General features: G+C 70.6%; 17 protein-coding genes. 8 read left to right on the forward strand and 9 right to left on the reverse strand.

Annotated features, from left to right (window positions below):
* The first annotated feature begins 567 nt into the window (after positions 1-567).
* Together WME82_RS08460 and WME82_RS08465 are read left to right on the forward strand one after the other, a co-directional pair.
* Entirely contained in the window at positions 568-1,845 is a 1,278-nt protein-coding gene (locus WME82_RS08460; RefSeq protein WP_438042409.1) for a serine hydrolase domain-containing protein, read from the forward strand.
* 104 nt (positions 1,846-1,949) lie between these two features.
* Positions 1,950-2,564, forward strand: a complete 615-nt coding sequence (locus tag WME82_RS08465; protein WP_438042410.1) for a glutathione S-transferase family protein — start codon at positions 1,950-1,952, stop codon at positions 2,562-2,564.
* Positions 2,565-2,618: 54 nt separating this feature from the next.
* Here WME82_RS08465 and WME82_RS08470 read toward each other — a convergent pair whose 3' ends face one another.
* Complete coding sequence (locus WME82_RS08470; protein ID WP_438042411.1) at positions 2,619-3,209, reverse strand: Uma2 family endonuclease; 591 nt, start codon at positions 3,207-3,209, stop codon at positions 2,619-2,621.
* A 38-nt stretch (positions 3,210-3,247) separates the two neighbouring features.
* Between WME82_RS08470 and WME82_RS08475 the strand changes: the two genes are divergently transcribed.
* Both WME82_RS08475 and WME82_RS08480 read left to right on the forward strand, forming a co-directional pair.
* The gene (locus WME82_RS08475; protein ID WP_438042412.1) at positions 3,248-3,388 is read left to right on the forward strand and encodes a hypothetical protein; all 141 of its coding nucleotides are present in this window, start codon (positions 3,248-3,250) and stop codon (positions 3,386-3,388) included.
* Between the two features lie 536 nt (positions 3,389-3,924).
* Complete coding sequence (locus WME82_RS08480; protein ID WP_438042413.1) at positions 3,925-5,466, forward strand: amidase; 1,542 nt, start codon at positions 3,925-3,927, stop codon at positions 5,464-5,466.
* Between the two features lie 129 nt (positions 5,467-5,595).
* Here WME82_RS08480 and WME82_RS08485 read toward each other — a convergent pair whose 3' ends face one another.
* The 5 genes from WME82_RS08485 to WME82_RS08505 all read right to left on the reverse strand — a co-directional run bounded on the left by WME82_RS08485 (position 5,596) and on the right by WME82_RS08505 (position 14,960).
* Positions 5,596-7,365, reverse strand: coding sequence for a glycoside hydrolase family 44 protein (locus tag WME82_RS08485; RefSeq protein WP_438042414.1), 1,770 nt, complete (start codon positions 7,363-7,365; stop codon positions 5,596-5,598).
* Positions 7,366-7,417: 52 nt separating this feature from the next.
* Positions 7,418-8,779: a DUF1552 domain-containing protein gene (locus WME82_RS08490; RefSeq protein ID WP_438042415.1), complete on the reverse strand. Its 1,362-nt coding sequence runs from the start codon at positions 8,777-8,779 to the stop codon at positions 7,418-7,420.
* 30 nt (positions 8,780-8,809) lie between these two features.
* Positions 8,810-10,531: a DUF1592 domain-containing protein gene (locus WME82_RS08495; protein ID WP_438042416.1), complete on the reverse strand. Its 1,722-nt coding sequence runs from the start codon at positions 10,529-10,531 to the stop codon at positions 8,810-8,812.
* Between the two features lie 775 nt (positions 10,532-11,306).
* On the reverse strand, positions 11,307-13,094 hold the full coding sequence (locus WME82_RS08500; protein WP_437869783.1) for an adenylate/guanylate cyclase domain-containing protein: 1,788 nt from the start codon (positions 13,092-13,094) through the stop codon (positions 11,307-11,309).
* A gap of 24 nt (positions 13,095-13,118) precedes the next feature.
* Complete coding sequence (locus WME82_RS08505) at positions 13,119-14,960, reverse strand: OmpA family protein (RefSeq protein WP_438042417.1); 1,842 nt, start codon at positions 14,958-14,960, stop codon at positions 13,119-13,121.
* Positions 14,961-15,115: 155 nt separating this feature from the next.
* Between WME82_RS08505 and WME82_RS08510 the strand changes: the two genes are divergently transcribed.
* Positions 15,116-17,482, forward strand: a complete 2,367-nt coding sequence (locus tag WME82_RS08510) for a FecR domain-containing protein (protein ID WP_438042418.1) — start codon at positions 15,116-15,118, stop codon at positions 17,480-17,482.
* Complete coding sequence (locus WME82_RS08515; protein WP_438042419.1) at positions 17,479-18,990, forward strand: serine/threonine-protein kinase; 1,512 nt, start codon at positions 17,479-17,481, stop codon at positions 18,988-18,990. Before WME82_RS08510 ends, WME82_RS08515 begins: the two co-directional genes overlap by 4 nt.
* 35 nt (positions 18,991-19,025) lie before the next feature.
* On the opposite strand, the gene WME82_RS08520 is transcribed toward WME82_RS08515, so the two are convergent.
* On the reverse strand, positions 19,026-20,831 hold the full coding sequence (locus tag WME82_RS08520; RefSeq protein WP_437744990.1) for a carbohydrate binding domain-containing protein: 1,806 nt from the start codon (positions 20,829-20,831) through the stop codon (positions 19,026-19,028).
* 320 nt (positions 20,832-21,151) lie between these two features.
* Positions 21,152-21,418 carry a hypothetical protein gene (locus tag WME82_RS08525; protein ID WP_438042420.1) on the reverse strand — a complete coding sequence of 89 codons (267 nt, stop codon included), beginning with the start codon at positions 21,416-21,418 and terminating at the stop codon, positions 21,152-21,154.
* A 502-nt stretch (positions 21,419-21,920) separates the two neighbouring features.
* Between WME82_RS08525 and WME82_RS08530 the strand changes: the two genes are divergently transcribed.
* Positions 21,921-22,775, forward strand: coding sequence for a protein kinase domain-containing protein (locus tag WME82_RS08530; RefSeq protein ID WP_438042421.1), 855 nt, complete (start codon positions 21,921-21,923; stop codon positions 22,773-22,775).
* A 325-nt stretch (positions 22,776-23,100) separates the two neighbouring features.
* Positions 23,101-24,441 carry a hypothetical protein gene (locus tag WME82_RS08535; RefSeq protein ID WP_438042422.1) on the forward strand — a complete coding sequence of 447 codons (1,341 nt, stop codon included), beginning with the start codon at positions 23,101-23,103 and terminating at the stop codon, positions 24,439-24,441.
* Positions 24,442-24,606: 165 nt separating this feature from the next.
* On the opposite strand, the gene WME82_RS08540 is transcribed toward WME82_RS08535, so the two are convergent.
* Complete coding sequence (locus WME82_RS08540) at positions 24,607-25,257, reverse strand: glutathione S-transferase family protein (protein WP_438042423.1); 651 nt, start codon at positions 25,255-25,257, stop codon at positions 24,607-24,609.
* Positions 25,258-25,314: the final 57 nt, after the last annotated feature.

The following is a 25,314-nucleotide window of genomic DNA, read 5'->3' on the forward strand; positions in this document are numbered from 1 at the left end:
GTGAGCGGTCGGCGCCGCGGCGGTCCAGGCGTCCGATGATCGACTCGACGCGTCGGCTGCGGCGTGACGGCCGGTCAGGGCGAGCCGCGTCGATCGCAGCGCCGTCGGGCGCTGCCTGCCGAGCTCGGCCTTGAGCAGAACCCTCACCGTATCGTCCGCTGGCGCGCGAGAGCGCGAGTGACGGGGGGAGAGACGACGGGAGAGGAAGCGGGGGAGACGTCAGGCCACGAGGGCCCGTGACCCCTCGGGAACAGCGCGTTCATTCGTCCGCGGTCGTCCACGGTCGTCCAGGATGTCATCTGCTTGCGTCATCCCGCAATCGATTGCGCTTCCATTCCAGTCGTGCCAACTCCATTGAAGGGGACGCGCCGGACCTCTCAGCTGAAACCAGCGGCCAGGTAGCAGCTCTTTTTTGCGGTGCAGCTCGAAGGGGAGACGGCAGGTCACGCTGGCGTACAAATTGCGAGCCTTCACGCCAGACGCCCACGCTGCATGCGCCTCCGGTCCTCCGGGGGGCAAACGCCGTGGAAGGATTCGTTCTTCACGAAAGCAAGGTTGAGAAGAGCCATGATCGATCAACGACGAGCGGTCAACCGCAGGATGTTCTTGCAAGGGATGACCCAGTTCGCCTCGGTGGCCGCCGCGGCGCCCGCGCTCGGTTCGGACCCATGGAGAGGCGCCTGCTCGACGACGCTCACCGCGGGGCGGCCCGAGGACGTGAGCATGAGCTCGGAGCGGCTGGAGGACGTCTTCGCGCGGATCCAGCGCCGCGTGAACGACGCCCTGTTTCCCGGCGCCACCGCGCTGGTCGCGCGGCGCGGGGTCATCGTGGGTCACAGGGCCTTCGGCAGCAAGGTCGCCGGCGCCGACGAGCCGGTGACGCTCGACACGATCTTCGACGTCCAGTCGATGAGCAAGGTGCTCTCGACCGCGGCGGCGGCCCTCGCGCTCGTGCAGGAGCGCGTGATTCGGCTGGACGCGCCGGTCGCCAGGTACCTGCCGGAGTTCGCCGCCAACGGAAAGGCGGCCGTCACCGTCTACGACATGCTTCGTTACTCGTCCGGTCTGCCGCTGGACAACCAGTGCTTGGATGAGGACGTCGAGACGGCCTGGTGCATCATGGCCGAGACGCCGCTCGAATACGCGACGGGCAGATCGGCGCTGTACAGCGATCTCACCTACCGCCTCCTCGGCCGCATGATGGAGGCCGCCGCGGGGGATGATCTCGACGCCATCGCGAGAGAGTGCGTCTGGCGCCCTCTCGGCATGAGCGACACGATGTACAACCCGCCCCCGGAGCTCGTCGAGCGCGTCGCGGCCACGGGGTACTCCGCCCGCCGGGGCTGCCTTGTGCGGGGGCAGGTGCAGGACGAGCAGGACTTCGCGCTGGGCGGCATCGCCGGCTGTGACGGCGTGTTCACCACCGCGCTCGATGTCGCCGTCTTCTGCCAGATGATCTTGAACGGCGGCACCTATGGCGGCGCCGAGGTCCTGCGGCCCGATCTGGTCCGGCAGATGAAGAAGAACAACACGCCCTACGTGACGGAGGCGGAGACCGACACATCCCCCATCAACAACCTGCTCCTCGCCCCGAAGGGCCTCGGGTGGGAGATGCGGACGCGGCGCTTCTCGAACGGCGGCATGCGCCTGTCGCCGCGCGCCTTCGGCAAGGCGGGCGGCGCCGGCACGTTCATGTGGGTCGATCCGGATCTCGAGATCATCGGCGTCCTCCTGACCAACCACGGGCTGCCGCAGCCGTTCGACGAGCTCGGCTGGAACCGCATGCTCGACAACGTCGGTTGCACCGAGTTCTTCGACGGCATCATCAACGCCGTGCACGGGTGAGCGTCGGCGCCGTCCACCCGGTTGACGGCGGCGCAGATGGTTTGATATCCGTCCAACGGGTCAGCTAGGTGGGCCGCGGCGGCGCGGGCCCGGACGGAGGTCAGATGAAACTCTACTACTCGCATAACTCAAACCCGCGTCTCGCCGTGGCAGTGGCACGGCATGTCCAGGCGCCGGTGGAGTTCATCCGCGCGGCCCCGTTCGCGCCGGACCAGATCGAATTCTTCCGAACGCTCAACCCCAACACCCGCGTCCCGATCCTCATCGAGAACGGCACGCCCCTCTGGGAAGCCGATGCCATTGCCTGTCGCCTGTGCCAGCTGACTGGCTCGGAATTTTGGCCCGCGCCCGCTCGTCTTCCGGAGCTCTTGCGCTGGCTGAGCTGGGCGCACCAGCACTTCAATCCGCCGGCGAGCGCGCTCTACTTCGAATACATCGTCAAGCCCACGTTCACGACCGACCGAGAAGAGCAGTCCGTCATGGACCGGCACGTGAAGGAGTTCCGACATTTCGCCGAGATCCTGAACGGTCTGCTGAAGGGCCGCCGCTGGCTGATCGACGACAAGCTGAGCTATGCCGACTTCCGCGTGGCTTTCGTCTTTCCGTATGCCGCACGCGCGCGGCTGCCCTTGGCCGACTACCCCGAGGTGCAGCGGCTGTCGAACCAGCTGGACGAGCTCGAGGCCTGGCGCGAGCCGTTCAAGGATCTGGAGGGTTAGAAGAGGAATCCGCGGGCGCGCGCGGCGGCTGAGCGACCCTGCCGCGGCTGTCTGCTACTTCGCCCAGAGCACCGAGAGATCGAGCTCGATGGCCTCAAAGGGTTCGACGCGGACGCGAGCGGCGTCGCGGTGGATGACAGCGGGCCCCCAGCGACGATCCGCATCGAGCACGTGGACCTCGAGAGTCCGCGCGATCGGGTCGACGAGCCACGCGTACCGCACGCCCTCGCGCGCGTAGATCGGCATCTTCTCGTCGCGGTCGACATCCTCCGTGGATGCGCTCAGGACCTCGCAGATCCAGTCGGGAGCGAGCGGGAAATACGCCGTCTCGGGCAGCTCGGGCATGCGCTCGCGGCGCCAGCCGGCGAGGTCGGGCACGAGCGCGTCGATCTCGCTCGGCGCGTCCGGATCGGGGAAGTGGAGTTCGGGCTCGACCAGGAGGGTCCAGCCGCCGGGCCCGCCGCGACCGCGGTCGAACGGGCCGAAGAGCTCCCCTTGCAGCGCGCTCTCCGCCCTGGAATGCCGCGGTGCCGGCCGGGGGAACACGTGCAAGGTGCCCCCGATGAGCTCCGCCACCTTGTTCGCTGGGACGGCGTCGAGGTCGGTGTAGGTGGCGCGGCGCTGCTTCTCGGCGGGCTGGCCCATGACCGGAGACTGCCCGGGGGCGTGCGGCGAAGCAAGGCGTGGACGGCGCTCTCGTGCTCGGGCAGCTGGTGCAGGGCCTCGAGGAAGGCAAGGCGCCGCTCCTGACGCTCGAGAGCGTGCTGCGCCGCCTCGTCGGAGAGCGCGGAGGCGTGCAGCCCGCCGAGGACCACGGACGGTGACGCCCTCGGCGCGCAGCGCGTCGGCGAGCGCGCAGGCGTCCGCGCGAGCTCCTCGTCCTTGACCCGGACGCCGCTCATCGCGAGCAGAAGCGCGCGACGCGATCAGCACCCCATGGTCGTCGTGCAAGGCATGTCGCGTTCCTTCCCCGCGGAAAATGAAGTTCGTGCGAGATGTGGTCGGCGCCGAAACCGCGCGCGGTGGGCGCCGTAGACGGGGGCACGGGCCGCGGAGCGAAGGCGGCCCCTTCGATGCGTGGATCGATGATCGAGATCTCTTGGCCGCCGCACGAGGGTGGGCCGATCGCATCAGGGCACGGTCGTCCGAGGTAGGCGTGGCGATTGCCGCGTGAGGCCCCGGGATCGCATCGTTTCCGCGTCCTCGCGGGACGGCTGTGGCCAACGTGCCACCCATTGCCGGTATCCTGCTGTGCAATAGCTCGTTTCCCGTAAAGGCATAGGCTGGACGTGACGAATCACGGTGTGCGTCTCGCGAGCCGTGCGACGCTGGCTCACGACGCTCCCGTGGGGAGGAGAGCATGACCAAATCTGCAAACGTCGATGACCCGGGCGCCGCCGCGCACACAGGGGAGATCTCGCGCCGCTTCTTCTTGCGGGCGTTCGCCGGGGGCGTGGCGGCCCTGTCGGGTGCGTGCGATGGGATGACGCCTGTCGAGGAGCCTGCGGCGGAGGCGCTGTCGGAGCTCACGCGGGCGACCGGGGGGCAGCTGGCGGATCTCATCCGCCGGAAGCGGGTGTCGTCGCTCGAGGTCGTGGAGGCGCACCTGGCGCGCATCGCGAAGATCAATCCGCGGCTGAACGCCGTGGTGAAGCTCCGCGCCGACGAGGCGAGAGCCGAGGCGCGGGCGGCGGACCAGGCCCTGGCGAGAGGCAAGCACCTCGGCCCGCTGCACGGCGTGCCGATGACGATCAAGGATTCGATCGATACCGCCGGCGTCGTGACGACCGGCGGGACGAGCGGGCGAACGAATTTCGTTCCCGCAGAGGACGCCACCGTGGTCCGGCGCCTCAAGGAAGCAGGCGCGATCCTGCTGGGCAAGAGCAATACGCCCGAGATGACGTGGTCTTACGAGACGAACAATGCAGTGTACGGGCGCACCAACAATCCCTATGGCCTCGACCTGTCGCCGGGCGGCTCCAGCGGGGGGGCGGGCGCCATCGTGGCCGCGGGCGGCTCGCCGTTCGACGTGGGCAGCGACACCGGCGGGAGCATCCGCGTGCCGTCGCATTTTTGCGGGATCGCCGGGCTCAAGCCGACCTCCGGCCGCATCCCGCGGACGGGCCATATCGTCCCGGCGGAGGGGCTGCTCCAATCGTTCACCGTGCTCGGGCCGATGGCCCGCTCGGTCGACGATCTCTGGCTGCTCTTCAGCATCCTGGCGGGGCCCGACTGGCGCGACGCGGCGCTGATCCCGGCGCCGCTCGGCGACCCGAAGCACGTGCGGCTCAGCGAGCTGCGGATCGCGATGCACACCGACAACGGGATCGCGACGCCGGACGCGGCGGTGCGCCAGGCGGTGGTGGACGCGGCGGCGGCGCTGGAGGCCGGCGGCGCGCGGGTGGAGTCGAAGAAGCCCGACGCGCTGAGCGACGTGCTCACGATAGACGCAGACATCTTCCGGGCGGACGGCAGCGCCTGGCTGAAGCGGCTCCTGGACCTGGCCGGGACCACGGACCCCGGCGCCGAGGTGGACGCAGCGCTCGCGAGCGAGGCGCTGTCGAGCGGTGAGCTGACCGCGGCGGTCGAGCGGCTGGACGCGTGGCGAGGGCGGATGCTCGGCTTCATGAAGGATGTCGACGCCATCGTCTGCCCGCCCTGTGTCCTCGAGACGTTACCCCACGATGCGTGGGTCGAGCACGGGGTCTACGCAGGATTCAGCTACTCCTTCGCTTACAACATGACAGGGTGGCCGGCGGTCGTCGTGCGCGCGGGCACCTCGTCGCGAGGAACGCCGGTCGGCGTCCAGATCATCGGCCGCCCCTTCCGCGAGGATGTCGTCCTCGCCCTGGCCGGTCACATCGAGCGGGAGCTCGGCGGCTACCGAGCGCCGATGATCTGACGGGAGCTCGGTCCGTTCTGCCTTGTCGGTCCGGGGGGGCCTCCGCGGGCCCCAGCCCGACCCGTGTCGGGTTCCCGCATCTCTCGACGGTGCTTATCTCGACGACGCTCCGGACGAGGGGGGACGCGACTACCGGGGGACCAGCACCGACACGCTGTGGGCCGGCATCGCGTAGGTGAACGCGTTCGTGGCGCGCGGCGCAATGGGATCCGCAGGCACGAGATCGGCCTTGGTGGACGTGAGTTGCCACGCGTCGATGGCCGTGTAGCTCTCGTGGGCGGCGAGGGTCACCGCGGCCGTGAGCGGCGCAGCGGTCTTGTTGATGGCGACGAGGACCATTCGGCTCGGATCGGCCTCATCGATGCTCGCGTACACGGTGGCCTTGGCGACGTCGCTCGTCTCGGCGCGGACGGACGTATCGCCGAAGCGCGCGCCCTGCCCGTCGTAGCTCGTGAAGGCGCGCACGCCGGCCCGGAGCATCGAGACCTCTTCGCCGGGATCCCAGATCGTCGCGAGGAACACGCCCTCGCGGCCGAAGACGCCGAGGGCGTCGGCCTGCGCGATCGCGCCGGAGATGTGGTTGCCGCCGCCGTAATTGTACTCGGTGATGCCGAGGGCGGTGCCCGGGTAATGGGCGTCGATGAGGCCCTGGAGCCAGGGGATGAGCGTGATCGGGCCGTTCACGACGTCGTTCGCGATCCAGCTGTCCTCGACGAAGGTCGGGTCCCAGAGCGAGCGCGGCGCCTGGACGCGGGCCTCGACCGACTCGGGGGAGGCGTCTGAGCCCGTGAGGCGCTCGCCGTTCGCGTAGATCTCCGTGTACCAGTGCAGGTCGAGCACGTCGACCAGGCGGCGCCCCTCGCTCATCTCGGCGGCCTTCATGGCGTCGAGCCAGTGCTCGATGAAGTTGCCGTCCGCGTCGGGCGCGTCCTGGAGGCTGACATAGCCCGAATACCCGTAGGAGACGAAGCCGGTGACGAGCGCGCTCGGCGCGACGTCCTTGATCGCGGAAGCGAACTCGATGTTCTTGTCGACGAGCTCGGCGTAGCGCACCGGCTCCGGGTGGATGCGCTCGTGGCTGTGATTCCAGAGGTCGGGCTCGTTGTCGAGCGAGAACAGGACGCTCGCGACGTCGCCTTCGAAGGCGTCGGGGAAGGCCTGCTTCATCCAGGCGACGAACTCGTCCTGGTACACGGCGTTGTCGTCGAGATCGGGCGACGAGGAGAAGGGAGCGCCCTTGCGCGCAATCGTCGGGTGAAAGCGGGTCTCGAGGTAATTCGGCGTCTGCTCGACGTCGCCGCCGCCGTCCTTGTCCGCCGCGACATAGCCGCAGATGGGGATGGTCGCGATGAAGGCGGCGCCGTGCGCCAGCGCGCTCTCGGCGTGCATGCGCACCGCCTCCCCGGGGACATCGCCGTTCGGGCTGTTCCCGACGAGGTGCGCGTCGTTCTGGTGCATGTAGTCCGAGCCGGCGTTGGAGGCGTTGTTCTCCCAGTTGTACGCGGTCATGCGGTTGCCGCCCATGCGCACGACGGTGGTGCCGCGCTGCTCGCCGTCCAGGTCTTCGGCCCAGTTGGCGCCATAGATGAGCCGGCTGATGGGGCGCACATCCCGATCGGCGCGCACGGTGAAGGTGACATCACCCGGCCCGGGATCGCCGGGCTCGACGAGGTTCGCCGGAGGATGGCCGCCGGACCCGCCCTGACCGCTGCTGGCCGTGCCGGTGCCGCCGCCAGAAGCGCCGGCGCCGCTGCTGGCCGCGCTGGTGCCGCCGCCGGAAGCGCCGGCGCCGCCGCTGCCAGCAGAGGAGGTGTCGGCGTCGTCGCCGCAGGCGAGGAAGGCGGCAGATGAGAGGAGGACCAGCGTGGCGTGCAAGAAGGGAGCATGTCGAGGAAGCATGCGGTGCATGGTATTCCATCCCTCCGCGGGATCGCGGCGCGTGCTGGCGCGGTCAGACCTGGATGCCCGCGAGCGGCGACGTGACCCGTCCCGCGTCGACGCCGATCTCCGTCACGTTCAAGCCCATGATCTGGGCGACCGTCAGGAGCGCCTTGCTCAGGTTGTCGCCGGGGAAGTTGCGGTGCTCGTCGCCGCGCAGCCGCCCTCCGGCTTTCCCGGCGAAGAGCACCGGCCATTCCGTCCTCGTGTGCACTTTACCCCACGCGGTGTCGGACGTGACGTACACGAGCGAGCTGTCGAGCAGGTTTGAGCTGCCGTGCGGCGTGCTCTTGAGCTTCGTCAAGAACTCGTTCAGGCAGCGCATCGTGTACATCACGCCCTTGTCGACGCGAGGCTGACTCGATTGATCCCCGGCATCTCCGTGGCAGATGGTGTCGTGAAAGTCGTCGTTCATGTCCTGCGCCAGGTGCCGATAGTAGACGTGCGCGGCGGGCAGCGAGAACATGAACGAGAGCACGCGGGTCCGCTCGCAGGCGAGCGCGAGCGCCGAGAGCTCGACCATGGCGGTGTTCACCGCAGGGGGGGCCTCGCTCTGCGCATCCTTGCCGGCGGTGGGGGCCGTCGGGCTCTTGCACGCCGACGTCGGGCCGCCGCCGGACGGCATGGTCTCGAGGCGCTGCTCGATGGCGCGGATCGACTCGAGGTGCTCCTCGATACGATGCCTGTCGGCCGCCCCGAGCCGCTGCCTCAGGCTCGCGCCGTCCTGCAGGACGGAGTCGAGCACGCTCTTCCGGACGTTCGCGAGCTTCGCGGCCTGCTCCGCGCCGTCGTCGCTGGGCTCGGGCAGGCCGTTCATGAACAATCGATTGAACACGGCCTTTGGATCGAACTCCGGGTTGTTGCGCGCGTTCGGCCCCCTGTGCGAGACCGTATGCAGCGAGTCCGGAGCGCCGTTCGGCGTCGCCGGCGTCACCCCCACCTCGAGCGAGCGGTACGGCGCCCCCTCCGAGATGGCGTTCGCGACGACCTGATCGATGGACGCGGCCCGCACGGCGTTCCCGCTGAGCGGCGCGCCGGTCGTGGCCCCCGCCGACCCCGTGGGGTGCTCTGAGCCGGAGACCACCAGCTTGTTCTCGAGGCCGCTGATCACCGTGAGATACGACTTGAGATCCGCGAGGGGCTCGAGCTCGGGGCTGAGGTCCCAGGCCTGACCGGAGCCCGTGCGCGTCGGCTTCCAGCGACCGGGCAGCGTGCCGTTCCCGAAGAACCACGTGACGTAGAGCGGCGAGACCGGGGTCTTCGTCTGAGCGTGCGCCGTGCCGCTCTCGTTCAGCATGATCTCCAGCAAGGGGAGCGGGATGGTGACGGCGGCGCCCGTCGCCAGCATGCCCCGGAGAACAGTTCGTCGGCTCAAAGCTTTGTTCGTCATTGGGGGTACCTGCGATCAGGGTTGGGGGGCGACGGACGAGAAAGCGTCGTTGGTCACGACGTCGAGGACCAGCTCGCGCAGCTTGTACCCCGACCCTTCGAACGAGGCGGTCAGCGCGTCCAGCACGCGCTCGTCCACGTCTCTCTCCTCGTGACCCGCTGCATACGTGTAGTACTTGCGGACGAGGCACTCCGCGACCGAGGCGTCCGAGCTGAGGGTCACGCCGAGCGCGCGCGCGTCGGCGACCGGCACCCCGTCGAACTCGCCGCTCGGGTCGATCGGCAGGCCGTGGTCGGTCGTGCGGAAGCGGCCGATCGCGTCGAAGGTCTCGAGCGGCAGGCCCAGCGGGTCCATGTACGAATGGCAGCCGGCGCAGGCCGGCTCGGTCCGGTGGATCTCCAGGCGCTGACGCTTCGTGAGGGGCTTGTCCGCAGGCGGCTCCGGGAGCTCGAGGGCGACGTCGCCGGGGGGCGGCGGGATGGGCGTGCACATGAGGGCGTCGCGCATGAACTTGCCGCGCAAGGTGGGAGAGCCCTCCTTCTGGTTCGCGAACTGCGAGAGGAAGCCCGCTTTGCTGAGGATCCCGATGCGCGGGCCGTCCGCGGGCAACGAGCGGACCTCGAAGGCGCCCGAGCCGAGGCCGGCCGCGTCGAGACCGTAGAGCTGGGCCAGCTCGGTGTTGACGACGACCTTCGTGGTCGAGAACAGGTCGAGCGCGCTCGTTCGATCGTCGAACGCGAGGACCTCCCAGGTGCCTCGCATGTCGCGGACCATCGCCGCTCGCAGCGCGGGGCTATACTCAGGAAAGAGCGCCGTGTCTTTTGCCTGCGTGCTGATCCGATCGAGCCGCATGTACTCCTCGGCGAAGGCGCCGACCGCCTCGCGCCCGGCGGGCGCCTCGAGCAGCCGCGTCGCCGCCGCGCGGATCCCCTCCACCGTTCCGAGCGCCCCGCTCGCGGCCTGGTCGAGCAGCTCCTGGTCTGGCAGGCTGTTCCACACAAGGAACGCGAGCCGGGACGCCATCTCGTAGCCCGTCAAGCGCAGCGACCCGTCGGCGCTCGGAGCGCCGAGCTCCGGGCGATACAGGAAGTTCGGAGACGTGAAGAGGGCCACCGTCGCCCAGCGGGCCCCCTCGACGGCGCTCTCGAGCTCGGCCGCGGCCTTCGTGGCGACGGCCGCGAGCCGGTCGACCTCGGCGGCCTCGAGCGGGCGGCGCCACGCGCGAAGCCCCAGCGCCTCGATGAAGCCACGCACGCAAGCGTCGTTCTCCGCGCCGCTGGGCGCGCAGCCGATGAACCGGTCTCGCCTCGCGGGATCCGAGAACACCGCGTCGACGGCGCCCTCGATGGCCGCGTGGTACTGCTCGACGCCTCGCTCCGAGGTCACGACGGTCGCGGCGCCGACGACAGCAAAGTTCCCGTTCCAGCTGTCGGCGTCGAGCTGATGGATATCGACCTCGACGCCCAACATGTCGCGCACGGCGTTGCGGAACTGCGTTCTCGTCAAACGGCGCAGCATCCCGGCCGCGGGCTGGAACGGCGGCGGGTCCGAGCCCGTCGGTGATCCGTCGCCGTCGACATCCGAGTCCGTCGGTGATCCGTCGCCGCCGACAGAGGATGACCCAGCGCCGTCCGTCGTGTCACCCAGCGCGCCCGTGCACGCGGCCGCGAATGCGAGCGCGCAAACGGCGGCGACTTCTCTCGAGAAACGGAGCTCGTGCGAGGACGGCTTCTTCATCTTGCTCTCCGATGATGCGACCGGGTGACCCGGCGGACCGTACCGAGGATTTCTCGACCCCCGTCGAATCGACGAGGTCTGTGGTGTCCTCCGGTGGCTCACCCTCGGTAAGAACACCAAGCACCATCGCTCGGCCATCGCTTTCGCGGCGGTCGGGCGAACGGAGCTCCAGAATCGACAAGAACTCGATTGGATGACGAAGGGCGCGGCGCGCAGGGCGACCCGCTCGTGCGCGAAGCTAAAGGATGCCCCTTGAACCAAATGTGAACGATCACATGGTCGAGGTCAACGCCAATCGACCGGTCCGCGCAACTCCGCGAGGCGAGGGAGGGCAGGGCTGGCGAGCTCCTCCGGATCGCTGCGTCAAGAGGGCGGGCGCCGGCCGCCGCGATCGCGCGAGGTGCGCCTGCGCCGGATTTGTGAACGTTCACAAATTGGCGAAACGGTATCTTTTTGCTTCGACCTGAATGGGATGTGCACGTCGTTCGAGTGTCCGGATGAGCGACATCCCCTCCGCTGGTGCGCTCGACGGAGGGGGCATCGGCGTCAACCAAGCGCGTTCAGGGCCCTGAGCGCGACCGAACGAGCTCGGGTAACACCGATGGTGTGGGTACTTTGGCTGAAGGCGGGGCTTTTTTGAGCCGCCAAGACGTCATAAAACACCAACAGAAATCTCGGCGTCCCATGGGGCCTCGGCGGGGCCATCGTTCCGGCAGGGCGGGGGAACTCCCCACCACGCGTTGACGGACGCGGGCGCGGGCGCGCTGTGCCCCCTTCAGTCCGGATCGAGCGCGTATACGGCCGTGGTCGTCTTTCGCCCCGTCAGGTTGCGCTCGCCCAGCGCGCGCAGCGGGAAGGCGTCGCCGGCGAGGTTCCGGGTCGCCTCGGAGACCAGCACCTGGTTCGGCGCCGCGATCGCCTCGAGCCGCGAGGCCACGTTCACCACGTCGCCTATCACGGTGTACTCCATCCGCTTGTCGGAGCCGATGTTGCCGACGATGGCCTCTCCGGAGTTCACGCCCACGCCGAGGCGGACCTCGACGTCGTACCGCTCGCGCCACTCCTCGTTCGCCGTCTCGAGGAAGCGCATCATGTCCTCCGCGGCCGCGAGCGCGCGGCGCGCGTGATCCTCCTGCGCGATCGGGGCGCCCCAGACGGCCATGACACAGTCGCCGATGAACTTGTCGACCGTGCCCCCGTGCCGGAACACGATCTCGGTGAGCATCGAGAAGAGCTCGTTGAGGAGGGCGACCATCCGCTCGGCGTCGCGCGACTCGGCGAGCGGCGTGAAGCCGACGACGTCGGCGAAGAGCACCGACACGGCCGCCCGCTTGCCGCCGAGGGCGAGCGGGTGCTCGCCCCGCACGATCGCGTCGACGACGGCCCTGTCCATGAACCGGCCGAGATCGCCGCGCAGCTTGGCCTCCCGGGCGATGTCCGCCTCGCCCTGCTCGAGGTCCTGGGCCATGCGGCCGAGGGAGGTCGTGAGCTCGCCGATCTCGTCGCGCCGCCCCCGCAGCGCGTCGCCGAGCGCGATCTCGCGCCAGCGCCGGGCGCCGATGAGCCGCGCCTGCGCGACGAGGTGGAGGATCGGGCGCGTCACGTGGCGGGCGGTGACGAGCGCGAGGGCGAGCGCGAGGACGAGCGCGCCCGCGGCGACGGCGAGGCCGCGGCGCCGCATCTCGTCGAGCGCGGCGAAGGCCTCGGGCTCGGGGCGCCAGATCGCGACCGCCCAGCCGAGGTCGGGCACCGTCTCGATGGCGCCGATCATCCGCTGGCCGCCCTCGTCGTGCGGCGCGAGCACGCCGATCCTGTCGTTCAACCCCGCGCCCGAGGGGAGGTTGCGCCAGATCGGCAAGGACGAGACGTCGCTGCCCGGCGCGACGCCCGGCACCCCGAACGCCGCGATCGCCTGGCGGTCGTGGCCCGCGATGAGCAGGCGCACCGCGCGGCTCCCGAGGCGGCGCCCGGCGATCACCTCGAGGTTGAGCCCGAGCATGTCGAGCGGCACCTCGGCGACCACGTAGCCGGCCGGGCCGCCCGGGGGAGGCGGCGCCGCGGCGCCGGCGCCCGCGTCCCCGGCGGGCCGCACGCGGGCGACGAGGAGGCCGCGGGCCGGCCCGATCACGCCGAAGCCGACGCCGCGCTCGTCAGCGAGCTGGCGCAGCGCTGCCGGCGCGGCGGGGACGTCCGCGTCGGACGACGCCTTGCGGATCAAGGTGCTGATCCCCGCGTCGGGCACCTCGAGCCGCACCGCGTCGACGAGCCCGCGCGTCGCGACGAGGGCGCGCACCGACGCGACCGCGTCCTCGTCCCGGATGGCGCCGCCCGCGGCGTGGCCGAAGATGGCCGCCGCCGCGACGGCGTCGCTCTCGACGTCGCGGATGAGCTGGATCGAGGCCGAGGCCACCTCGGAGAGGATCGCCGTCTGCAGTCTCTCCTCGGAGGTCCGCACGGCGCGCCGGTTCACGTCGATGAGGAGCGTCACGGCGACAGCGACGGGGACGAGCGCCATCGCCGTGAAGAGCGCGATCGCCTTCGTCTTGAGCGAGAATTCCCTCACGTGGAGGCCTCCGCGGGCGATGCGTCACTCAAGAGGACCGTCTTTCCAGCCGGCCGCGCCCTCGTCGGTGCGCTTGCGGATCTGGAACTCCACCCTGCGGTTCCTGGCCCGGCCGTCTTGGGTGCGGTTGTCGGCGAGGGGGCGGCGCGCGCCGAAGCCGCGCGCTTCGAGGCGGCGGGCGTCGATGCCGTGCGCGGTCAGCCACGCGACGACGGCGAGCGCGCGGCGCTGCGAGAGGCTCAGGTTCGCCTGGGCGGCGCCCTGGTTGTCCGTGTGGCCGTCGACCGCGACCCGGGCGATCTCGGGGTGCTCCTCGAGGACGGCCGCGACCTCGGAGAGCAGCTCGAAGCTCTCCGGCTCGATCTCGGCCCGGCCCGTCCGGAACTGGACCTGCTGCAGGATCACGATCTGCGAGCCCTCGATGCGCACGGCGAACGGGCAGCCGTGCGTCGCGCGATCCTCGCTCGGCTTGCCGCGCTCGTAGGGGCAGGCGTCCGCGGCGTTGGGGATGCCGTCGCCGTCCGTGTCCGCGGGGCACCCGTGCTTCGACGCAGGCTGGGACCCCGCGCTCGCCGGTGCTGCGGACGTGGGTCGGGACCCCGCACGCGCAGGTGCCTCCGACGTGACCCCAGACCCCGCGCCGCCCGGTCCCGCGTCGGCGGCCGCGCTGCTGACCCCCGGCACGTCCGGGCAGCGATCGTCGACATCGTAGATCCCGTCGTCGTCCCGGTCCGGCGGGCAGCCGCGGCGGAACGCCGGTCGGGCGCCCGCCGCCGCGGCCGGCGGGCGCGCCTCGCCGATGACCCGGGGGCAGGCGTCCTCCGCGTCGGGGACCGAGTCCCCGTCGAAGTCGGCGGCCGGAGGCGCGGCCCGCGCCGCGCCGTGAGCGCCCTTCGTCCCGGTGGACGCGCCGGCGACGGCCGAGGGGGCAGCGGCAGGGGGCGCCGACGGAACGACGTCCGCGGCGACGCCGAGCGCCGCGAAGAAGCGCGCCTTCGGTATGCCGGGCAGCCGCCCGAAGCCAGGGCCCGCGCCCGCGTCGAGCGTGAGGGGGCCGAGCGACCAGCGCGCCGTGAGCAGGATCTCGGCCCCCGCGCGGCCCGGGACCTCGAGCGCCGACCCCTCGCCGGCGGCGGCCCAGACGGAGAGCTCCGACCCGAGCTGCAGCGGGCCTTTGCGGACGCCCGCGCCCGCGGAGAAGAGGACCTCGCTGCCCGTCAGGCTGTCCGCCGAGGCCTTCTGGAACCGGCCCCCCGCCGAGGCCGACCAGCGGAAGCCCGGGTGCTCGGCCCCCACGATCACCCGCGGCGCGTAGCGCACGGCGCCCGCGCCGGCGAACGCCGCCTCGTCTCCCGTCGGCAACCAGACGGAGAGCCCGAGCGCCGCCGCCGGCCGGAGCCCCTCCTGGGGCAGGAGCGTCACCCTCCCTCCCGCCTGGAGATCGCCGAGCGTGGCGCCGCCGGCGGGCGCCGTGACGCGGATGCTCCCGAGCGCGCCGGACGCGCCGCCCTGGTCCAGCACGAACGGCGCGTCGAGATCGAGCTTGATCCGGCGCAGGAGCTCGACGCTCGCGAGCGCGTGGAGGATCGCCTGCCGGCCCACCCACGTTACCGACCCGGCAGGCGCAGTCCCGCGCAGGCTGAGGGGTTGATGAGCATAGGAGAACAGAAGTCCGACCGCGGGCCGGAGCTCCCCCGATACGCCGGCAGAAGGGACAGTGGATAGCCCGTCGCCCGCGGGCGCGGGAGCGAGCCTGTCGAGCGCTGTGGCCTCCTGCGCTGCGGCCGGCATGGAAGCCGTGGCCGCTGCGACGAGCAGCGGGGAGGCCAGGAGGGGCGCGATGACGCGCGCCGACCAATACGCCATCGGTCTGCTCGTATCCTATTGCCTGGTCCCTTGCAACGCCGATCTCGATCCGGTAGCGTGCCGCTGCCGTGGCACCGTCAAATGGCCAGTCCGTCGCTATCGCGGTGCTCCTCGGCTGCGCCACCCACGCTGCGATCCACGTTGGATACGTCGGCGTGTCGAGCGCCGGAGAGCCGACGCCCGGATATCCGGAGGCGGTCATTCAATGGGGCGTGCAGGCGGGAGAGACCTGCGACGACATCGCGGCGGTCCTCTACGGCTCGTCCAGGCATGCAGGGCTGATCCAGCGGTACAACCGCGTCGCGTGCGGCCCGGGCACGACGCTCGCCGAGGGGCTCACGCTGGTCCTCCCGGCCGAGGTGACGTCGATCCCCGACGCGAAGCTCCGGTCGATGCATCCGGACGTGCGCGCGCGCCCGGCCGGCGGCGCCTGGTCGCCCGCGGCTCAGGGGATGCCCCTGCTCACGAACTCGAGCGTGAACACGCTGGATGAGGGGAGGGCAGATATCGAGTTTGTGGATCGGACTCGGGTGCTCCTCGCGCCGAATACGCTCGTCGTCATCTACGGCACGGCGAGCCGAGCGCGGGTATCGAAGACGCCGCCCGCGGCCGTCGAGCTCGCGGACGGCGAGGTGAAGGCCGCGCTCGCCGCGCTGCGGGGCCAGTCGGTCGAGGTCGCCGCGAGCGGGGGCGGCCGCGTGAGCGCGTCGTCGCGGGACACGGTGGTGCAGCGGCGCGGGGAGCGGACGACGGTCGCGGTGTTCGACGGCAAGGCGGGCGTCACGTCGGGCGGCCTCTCCGTCGTGGTCCCGAAGGACCACGGCACCCGGTTCGTTGGCAGAGCGCCGCCCGCGCGCCCGCGCCCGCTGCCGGCGCCGATCGAATGGACGACCGCGGACGCCGCGCAGATCGCGCTCGCCCCGGAGGGGCTCGGCGTCCTGTCGGCGTCGTGGAAGCCGGCGCCGGCCGCGGCCGGCTACCGCGTCGAGATCGCGCGCGACCCGGAGTTCAACGATCTCATCGCCCGCGAGGAGGTGAAGCCGGACGTGCTGTCGTTCCGCGCGGAGAAGATGCCGGCAGGCGCCTATTTTCTCCGGGTCCGGGTCGTCGATCGCGAGGAGTACCTGGGGGTGGGCGCGGTGCGCAGGTTCCACCTCGTCGCCGCGCGGGCTGCCGGGGGCGTCGTCCCGGCGGCGCAGGAGATCACCGCGAACCCGTACGGGATCATCGAGCTCACGCCGTCTCCCGAGCTCGAGCTCTCGCTCGACGACGGCCCGTTCGGCCCCGTCCCCGAGCGCATCGATCTGCTCCAGCGCGCCCCGCGCGCGCTCCGGCTGCGCGAGCGCGGCAGCGCGGTTCCCGGCGCGGCGACGTCGCTCCCGGTCCGGTACACGAAGGTGGGCGCGGTGGTCTCGGCCTCGCGCGCGGCGGCGGCGACGCCGGGCGGGCCGGCGATCGAGGCCCGGGTCGAGCTCGAAGGGCTCGCCGGGGTCGACGTCGCGCGGCGGGTGGCGCCGCGGCTCTTCGCCCACCTGCCGGGGGGGGTGCGCTCCGTCGCGCTCGCCGGCGGCGATCGCGGCGGCGCCCTGACGGCGCGGATCCCGCTGCCCCGGGAGGCGCTGCGCCCCGGCGAGCCGCTTCGCGTCCGGCTCGACGTCGCCGACGGCCGCGGCGGCGTGATCGGGACGAGCGACGCCGAGCTGCCCGCCGAGCCCGAGGCGCCGCGCGCCGCGCCTCCGCCTGCGCCCCCGGCCGCGCCCGTGCTGGGCGCGTACCTACCGCTCCTGCCGATGTCCGGGGTGGCCGACGGGCTCTGGCTCGCGCCGACGCCGCCCTCGGTCGCCGCCGTCGGCGCGGCCGCGGCGCGCTCCGGGGGCGGCTGGGTCGCCGCGGGGCAGGTGCGCGCGAGCGGCGCGATCGGCCCGCTGGGCCTCGACGTCGCGCTCCGCTCGAACCCGGCCGGTGCGGGGGATGGCGCGGGCGCGGGCAGCACCGGCTGGTTCGGCGCGCGCGCGCGCGTCCTGCGCCTCGGGCGCTCGGAGCTCGAGCTCGGCCCCACGCTCCGCCTGGGCGTGCCCATGGCCGACGGGAGCCCGCCGCTCCGCATCGAGCCCGGGATCGCGCTCGGCGGCGCCGCGGGCCGGCTCACGTGGGTGACCGATGTCGGGGCCCGCATCCGCGCCTCGGGCGACGGCGCGGCGGTGGGGGCGGGCGACGGCGCGGCGGGGGGCGAGGGCGCGGCGGCGGATGGCGAGCCGGCCACGCCCGCCGTGCAGGGCTTCCTGCTGGCGGGGGCGACGGCGGATCCGGCGCCGTGGCTGCGGCTGCACGGCGCGCTGGATCTGCACATCGTCTACCGGGAGGTCAGGGCGGACGACGTGCTCGGCGGGCTGTCGGCGGGCGTGGAGGCGGGCGGCGCGCTCTTCGGGGCGCTGTCGGTGCGGGTGAGCCCGTGGCGCGACGAGGGCGAGGGCCCGGTGACGGCGCAGATCGCGGTGGGCTTCCGCGAGGCGTCGCCGTGAGCGCGGGCGACGGCGAGCGCCCGCCGCCGGACGGGGACCCCGACCGCACCGTGCTGAAGGGCCAGCGGGCGCCGGACGGGCGGGCGCCCGCGCCTCGAGCGCGCGCCGACCGCTTCGCGGCCGCGGAGACGCTCCTCTCGGATGAGCCCGGCGCGGGCGCGCCGCAGCGGGCGCGCGCCGGGCGGGTCCTCGGCGGGAAGTACAACCTCGTGCGGCTGCTCGGCGCTGGCGGGATGGGGGAGGTCTACGAGGCGGAGCACGTGCTCCTCGGCGTTCCGGTCGCGGTGAAGACGATGCACCCGCACGTCGCGATCCTCCCGGAGAGCCGGCGGAGGTTCTTCCGCGAGGCGCGCGCCGCGTCGCGGCTCGTGCACCGGAACGTGGTCAAGGTGCTCGACCTCGGGGGCGACGAGGACGGCGGCGACGGCTCGATCTACCTCGTGATGGAGCTGCTCAAGGGGCAGTCGCTCGGCGCGCTGCTCCGGGCGTCGCGCGAGCTGCTGCCGCTCGCGGAGGTCGCGGCCCTGTTCGCGGACATCCTCGACGGCGTGGGCGCCGCGCACGCGAGCGGCATCGTCCACCGCGACCTCAAGCCGGAGAACGTGCTGCTCGCCGAGCAGGACGGCGAGCGCGTCGCCAAGGTCGTCGACTTCGGCCTGGCGCACATCGACGACCCGCTCGACGCCGGGCCGACGCTCACCTCGAAGGACATGGTCGCGGGCACGCCGGAGTACATGAGCCCGGAGCAGTGCCGCTCGCTCGCGGTGGGCCCGAGCACCGATCTGTACGCGTGCGGCTGCATCCTGACGGCGCTGTTGCAGGGAACGCCGCCGTTCGTCGGTCTCCCTGCGGTGGAGCTCATGGCGATGCACATGTTCTCGATCCCGCCGCCGCTGCGCCGGCCGCCGGGGGCTCCGCCGGTCCCGCCGCTCCTGGAGCGGCTCCGGCTGGATCTGCTGGCGAAGCTGCCCGAGAAGCGCCCGGAGAGCGCCGCGGCGGCGCGGTCGCGGCTCGACGAGGCGATGTCGCGGGAGGCCGAGGCGCGGCGGCTGCCCGCGCGCAAGGCGGACGCGCCGCTCGGCGGCCGGGCGGAGCGGGCGGAGGCCTGGCCGGACGGCGAGACCGCGCAGCTCGCGTCCGTGCCGGAGCGTACGGTCGCGCTGCTCCGGCTCGCGCCGGCGGGCCAGGGGCTCAGCGAGGCGTGCGAGATCGGGCTCGACGCGCAGGGGATCCACCTCGCCGAGGTGCCGGACGCCGCAGCGCTGCTCGATGCGGGGCTCGGCGTGGCGGTGATCGACGCCGGCGCCGACGTGGAGGCCGCGTGCGCGCTGCTGGAGGCGCTCGGCCGCGCGGCGCCCGGCGTGCGCGCCGTCGTGTGCGCGTCCGGGCTCTCCTCGGACCGGATGAACGCGCTCGTCGCGGCGGGCGCCGCGGACGTGGCGCGTTATCCGGTCGCGCCGGACGCGCTGTCTCGCAAGATCGCGCGGGTCGTGCGCCGGGGGCGCTAGCGCCAAGCCCCTCTTCTGCGACTTGCGCGACGCGTTTACTGCGTCAGACGAACGAGCTTCACGCTATCCACGGTGACGGCCGCGGTTCCTGCGTTGCCGATGTTGAAGTCGAGGAGCGCCGCGGAGTCCTGCGGGACGTTCGGGAGCTCGAACGAGTAGATGACCCATTCGGGGCCCGCCGCCGCGGTCACGCGACCGTAGCTCGCCCAGTTGTTGTCGCCGTTGCCGTTGCGTCCCAGGTTCACCACGAACGTGCGCACGTCGTCCGCCTTGGCGCGGAATGTCAGCAGGTAGCTTCCCGCCTGCGGCAAGTTGACCGTGGTGCGAGCCTGGATGTGCCACATGTCGGAGCCGGGCTGCTGCACGTTGATGCGCATCTGGCGGCCGCTCCAGTCCGCCCACGCCGAGGCGCCGTTCCAGTTGAGGAGCTGCCAGCCGCTGCTGCTCTGGTTTCCGGCGAGCGTGGTGTTGGTCACATTATCGAAAGAACAATTCGTCACGAGGTTGAGAGGATCTCGGCAAGCGTCGATCAGGCTGGCCTTCTCGTGGATCACGCCGCCCAGCAGGCCCGAAAAGGCGCGCCAGCCGAGCACCAGGTCATCACCTACGAGGCCGATGGGATCGATGCCGCCGTACCCGCTGTTGGAGCTGTTGACGCTCTTGTAGAAGTCGCGAATCAGGCCGGTCTCGTAGGCCCACTGCCCCGACGCGGCATCGCGCTTGTAGAGCGAAAGGCCCTCGTCTCCACTGCTGACCGTACTGGCCAACGTGTCGCCGTGAAGCGCCAGGTGCACGTGCGGGTAGGCAGTCTCCAGAGACTGGTGCGCAGAGATCGCACCGTCGGCCGCCACCCGGTAAAACGAGAGGTGCTGCTGCGGCATGACGACGTTGACGAGGAATGTCGCGCCGGACGTGACAGCCAAGTTCCCGGAAGCCATGGCGAGACTTCGCCCGAAGGCGCCGGTCGAGAAATAGCCGTTCGTGTTGGCCACGGCGCTCCAGGTGCTGTTGCTGGCATTCCTGCGGAAGATGCGGACCGAGCCCAGCTCGGCCCCGGCGGTGCCACCCTCGGACCACGGCGATCCGACCGCGACAAGGTCGCCGTCGATCGCGACCGCGGCGCCGGTGAAGCGCTCGTCCGGCTCGTCGAGCGAGAGCTCGAGGACCCACGTGTCGTTCGAGGTGTTGTAGCGGTAGATCTCGAGCACGCTGTGTCGCTTGTAGCCGATCACGAGGTAGTCGTCGGACAGGGCGAGCGCGATGTCTTTGAAGCTGTTGAGCGCGGGGTAGGTGAGCGGGATGCGAGTGAGCGCGTGGCTGATGTTCTGTCCGTTCTCGCGCACCGCGCCGTTGCAGTTTCGCTGACCGCTGACCAGGGGACACTCCGCCCATGAGCCGTTGCTGTTCCGGGCGATGAACACGGAGTTCGCATGCGGAGAGTTGGCGGCGTTCGAGCCTCGCGTCGCGAACGCAAGGAAGCGATTCGAGATGGCGAGCTGGCTCCCGGCCTGGAGGTTGTGCTGGACGACCCCCGGGAACTGGTAAACGCGCGCGGGCGTGGCGCTCGTCCCGTTCATCAAGTAGACGGCGCCCTGCATCGTGCTGGGGAACGTGGGCTCTGCCTCGCCGCTGATCTTCACGTGCTCTTGAAGCGCGCCGACCAGCGTGAAGGTTCCTGCCCGCGCCATGGTTGTCCCGGCTTCGGGGTACGCAGTGTTGCCGTGCGGGGTAGGCTTACCCACGACCACGCCTGCCGACGCCTGAGCGGCGACCAGACCGACACAGCTAGCGAGCACGCCAGCGAGGCTTCTAAACTTAATCTTCTTGGAAACCAACATCATGAACCAACCTTCTTCTTCGAAACGAGGAAGCGCAGGCTCAGGGCTCGCGCGCACGGGAAGCGTGCATCGCGACTCCAAGCTGCGTCGATCCTCTCCATCACTACATCCGTCAATCGCCGCGTCGCACCGACGGGGATGAAAGTAAACAAGCCCGATCCTTCAAGCCGAACCCTCCCGAGCGCGCCTCCCTCTCGTGCTGATGACGGAAAGACCACGCCGCCGAGCCCTCAAGCCCCGCGCGCCTTCGCTTCACGCCGGCCATCACGCGCGCTCACCCCGCGGGCGGAGCCTCGGCCTCCGCCGCTGAGCGGCCGGCCCTTCTAGGGCGAAGTCGACACGTAAGGCGGCTGCATCGGGCTCGAGTTGACGATTGTGGACGCAATGGGCGGATACAGCCGCAGGTACTCCTGCTCTTCCTGGTCGCACTGACGCGAGAGCGCCTCGCAGCTCGAATGTATGCTCCTAAGCAATACTTCCCGCCAGACGCGGCCCAGATCGAGCCGCGCCCCGAAGCCGGTGGCGAGCGATCCAAGCAGCGCCAGCATCGATGCAGGCGGAAAAGTGTTCGATGCGAGCGCGGCCGTCAAGCTCTGGCGAATAAAATTTCATCGTCTGAATCTTGAGTTCAATTGTGAAGAGTTGTAAAGAGAGGCCCGTTTGCGCCGAGCGTGTGACAGGCTCGTCGGGGGCGCTGCGAGGGCCTCGATTGGACATCTGTCAACTCGCGTTCACGGCCCGCGCGGCGCGATGAACGAAGGCATGCGCCGATCGAGGCGAACTCGCCTGGCGGATGAGCGGCGACGCGTCGGCCGAGCGCCGCTCGCGCTGCCCTTGCGCTCCGCAGGCCGCTGCGGTGGGTGAACGACGGACGCGCGCCGCAGATTGGGCTCGACAGGCGCCGCCTTCGCCGAGCAGCGTCCCGTTCTCGATCAGGTAGATAGGGCGCAGCGCATCCCAGGTGTCGCGCTTCATCGCGGGCACATCCCAGCCCCGGCTCCCCGATGTGCTGGGCCTCGTCGACGCGACCACCGACCGGCTCCTCGCCTTCCTCGCCCTCTTCGTGCATCCGGGACAGTTACCCTCGGTGGCGTGCACCGGAACGTGGTCAAGGTGCTCGACCTCGGGGGCGACGAGGACGGCGGCGACGGGCAGATCTACCTGGTGATGGAGCTGCTCAAGGGCCAGTCGCTCGCGGCGCGGCTCCGGGCGTCGCGCGAGCTGCTGCCGCTCGCCGAGGTCGCGGCCCTGTTCGCGGACATCCTCGACGGCGTGGGCGCCGCGCACGCGAGCGGCATCGTCCACCGCGACCTCAAGCCGGAGAACGTGCTGCTCGCCGGGCAGGACGGCGAGCGCGTCGCCAAGGTCGTCGACTTCGGCCTGGCGCACATCGACGACCCGCTCGACGCCGGGCCGACGCTCACCTCGAAGGACATGGTCGCGGGCACGCCGGAGTACATGAGCCCGGAGGCTATCGCCCCAGTCGAGGTGCGACACCACGATGGCGCGCTCCACGGGCTCGTCCGTGATCACGACGAGCGCCCGGTGAAGGAGCATCGCGACGAGCAGCGGCTTCACCACATGGCCGATCCGCCGGTTCACCGCGCTCTTCGGAGACGATCGCGGGGACGACGACGAGGTCCGGGCGAGCGCGCGACGCGGGCCGATGAGCGCGTCGAAGCCCGGCATCCATGCGTGCAGCGCGCTCCCGCCTGCGGCCACGAGGCGCGGATCCGGCTCGATGCGCCCCCCCGGGAAGTGCAGGAGCATGCCGCCGCGCGCGAGGTGACGCGCGGCGACGCGGAGCGCGAGGCCGGCGCGCGCGTCGGGCTTCGCTGTGAGGAGGTGCGCCGAGACGTGGGAGAGGCGAGGAGCAGATCTCGCTCGGCGGCGATGACGGCGAGGTCGTCGCGCCCGACCGCCGAGAAGAGCGCGAGGGCGTCGTAGATCCCCGGGTCCCGGCCATCTCGCCCCGCGATGCGGACGATCTTCCCGAGGTCGGCGGGCGGTCGAGTGTTCACGGTTCGGCGGAGGAGGATACGCGTATTGCGCTGGGAGGGCGCTCATCGCTATCGTTGGAGGTATGATGCCGAAGCGTCGAACCCTCGCATTCTGGACCGCACTCACCATCGGTCTCATCGTCAATGCCTGTAGCTCGACCAACGGCGGAAGCAGCGCCGGCGGAGGGCAGGGGAACGGTGGCCCGGGTGGCGGAGGGGACCATGGCGGCTCGGGTGGAGGAGGGGACCATGGCGGCTCGGGTGCCGGAGGGATGAACGACGACGCCGGTGTCCCCTTCGACGAAGGCACCAACCCTTGTTCATCGCAGGACAACCCGGCCGGCGAGGTGAAGGAGCTCGCCTGGCCGGCTGCATCGAACACCGGGCACACGATCGAGCCGGGTCAGACGCTGCGCTTCAAGTGGAGCGGCACGCACAGCGTCGTCCAGGTCGCCGACTGGGACGGCACGCCGATCGATGCGAGCCTCGGTCGGAGGATCGACAGCGGCGCGCCGACGAACGACGGGACGTTCGACTGGAACGTCGGCGGATTCGCCTGTGGCTATCGCCCCGGCCTCTACTACTTCAAGGACGGCGCGGGTGGCGGTGGCGTCACGGCGGTGTCCCTCACCGAGCCCGAGTTTGGACAGAACCACTTCGATCCAAAGCCTTGCAGCACGCTCTCCGACGTCACTGCCTACGGTGGGCGGTACGCCTCGTACGCGGGCCGCGAGGACTGCACCATCCACGAGGTCAACAACTTCCAGACCGAGCCGCACTACGACTGGGTCGATCCGACCTTCGCGGCGCAGCAAGGCGATCTTGTCCTCTTCCGCTGGACCGGATACCACAGCGTCGTCCAGGTTCACGACGTCACTCAGGACACGCTCTTCGGTCCGGGCGGCATCACGAGCGGAGCGAAGCGCAATTGCGCCGGAGGTCCGAACTATCTGTGCTCGAACGGCTCGTCGTCGCTCGGCGAGCACATGATCGACACGACCGACTGGCGCCCTGGCATGATCCACATTTCGGACGAGTGCGCGTACAACCATGCCGACTGCCCGAGCAAGACCGGAAACCCGAGCCCCACCGGGGTCAACATGCAGTACTTGCTCCGCACGCGAAGCTCTCCGATCGTCGGTGCGAAGGGGAGCTGCTGCGCGATCGACAAGGGCAAGGGCCAAGCATGCCGCGTCGTCGACTTCTACAACGACCGCGACGGCTTCCAGTACGAATACAACGTCGGGGTCAACCGAGGTGACATCGTTCGCCTTCGCTGGTCCGGCAAGGTGCGCATGGTCCAGGTGCAGGCCGCGCCCGGGAGCGACGAACCCAGCACGACGCCGCTTGCGGGCGGACTGTCGGCGCCCGAATACGACTGCGTACCTGGGCCGAAGGGCTCGTGCATCGGCGGCGACGCCAGCAGGGCGGAGCTGATCCTCGACGTCGACGCGGCCATCGAGAGCGGGAAAGTGCACAACGGAGGCGGCGAGACGTTTTTTCTCTTCCGCGCCTTCGGAGAGAACATGGACGGCTATTCGTCGGCTGACGCCAACGTCAGCCTCTATCTCGCGCAGGAGACGCCCTACTCGGACAACGACGCGTGTCCTTGAGCGGCGCCGGGCCGGCGAGCAGCGACGCGCGAATAACGCCCTTCTACTGAGCGCGCCGTCGCGCCGCTCCGGCTCGCGCCGGCGACCCGGGGGCTCAGCTCGTCCACACGGTCGGGCGCGAACGGCTCGAGCGCGGTGCGCGAAGGGCAGAGGCCAAGCCGCTCGTCAGGGTGCCCCTTTTTCTGTTCTCTTCTCGTCGGCCGCTTCGAAAAGACGAATCTGGTCGGCCTGGGCTTTCTTGAATGAGGGGCGATCCGTCACACGGGTTACATAGGCCTCGGTCGCCGGCCGATCACCGAAGGCGCGGACCTCCCGGACCCGTAGCACATCCGCCATCAGCAGGTCTGCGACGGTGAAGCGGTCGGCCGCGAGCCACTCTCGCTCGCTCAGTATCTTTTCGAGCTGGTCGAGGCGCTTGCCCATCCATCCGGCAAGTTGATTGTCCTCATCGCCGCATATTTTCAGGAACCACCACGGTACGGTGACCATCTCGATCGAGTTGAGCGCGGCGATCGTCCATTGCAATGTTTCCGCTTCACCGGCCGGATCAGGCGGCATCAGTTTGTCGCTCTTCCGGGCCAGATGCAGCAGCCCCGCGCCGCTTTCGAATATCTCCAGCTCTCCGTCGTTCAGGAACGGAGCTTGGCCAAACGGCTGGCGCTCGAGATGATTGGTCTCGCGACCATCGAACGGGATCGTTTTGACCACGTAGATGAGGCCGGCTTCCTCACACGCCCATCTCAGCCTCAGATCACGCACAAAACCACGAGGGCCTTCAGGCACCCAGTCGTAGGTCCAGATGATCAGTTCGCTCATCGCAGCAAGCCTTTCCTGGTTCGGTCGGCTGGGAATAATCCTCAACGTGGTGTGAGC

The organism is Sorangium sp. So ce128 (assembly GCF_051525245.1).
In the GTDB taxonomy this organism is placed as follows: domain Bacteria; phylum Myxococcota_A; class Polyangia; order Polyangiales; family Polyangiaceae; genus Sorangium; species Sorangium cellulosum_B.

Bases quoted from the DNA above. Each gene is read 5' to 3' on its own strand.
- WME82_RS08495 (WP_438042416.1), bottom strand. From the start codon at position 10,531: ATGAAGAAGCCGTCCTCGCACGAGCTCCGTTTCTCGAGAGAAGTCGCC.
- WME82_RS08470 (WP_438042411.1), bottom strand. From the start codon at position 3,209: ATGGGCCAGCCCGCCGAGAAGCAGCGCCGCGCCACCTACACCGACCTC.
- WME82_RS08480 (WP_438042413.1), top strand. From the start codon at position 3,925: ATGACCAAATCTGCAAACGTCGATGACCCGGGCGCCGCCGCGCACACA.
- WME82_RS08505 (WP_438042417.1), bottom strand. From the start codon at position 14,960: ATGGCGTATTGGTCGGCGCGCGTCATCGCGCCCCTCCTGGCCTCCCCG.
- WME82_RS08540 (WP_438042423.1), bottom strand. From the start codon at position 25,257: ATGAGCGAACTGATCATCTGGACCTACGACTGGGTGCCTGAAGGCCCT.
- WME82_RS08485 (WP_438042414.1), bottom strand. From the start codon at position 7,365: ATGCTTCCTCGACATGCTCCCTTCTTGCACGCCACGCTGGTCCTCCTC.
- WME82_RS08535 (WP_438042422.1), top strand. From the start codon at position 23,101: ATGAACGACGACGCCGGTGTCCCCTTCGACGAAGGCACCAACCCTTGT.
- WME82_RS08520 (WP_437744990.1), bottom strand. From the start codon at position 20,831: ATGATGTTGGTTTCCAAGAAGATTAAGTTTAGAAGCCTCGCTGGCGTG.
- WME82_RS08460 (WP_438042409.1), top strand. From the start codon at position 568: ATGATCGATCAACGACGAGCGGTCAACCGCAGGATGTTCTTGCAAGGG.
- WME82_RS08465 (WP_438042410.1), top strand. From the start codon at position 1,950: ATGAAACTCTACTACTCGCATAACTCAAACCCGCGTCTCGCCGTGGCA.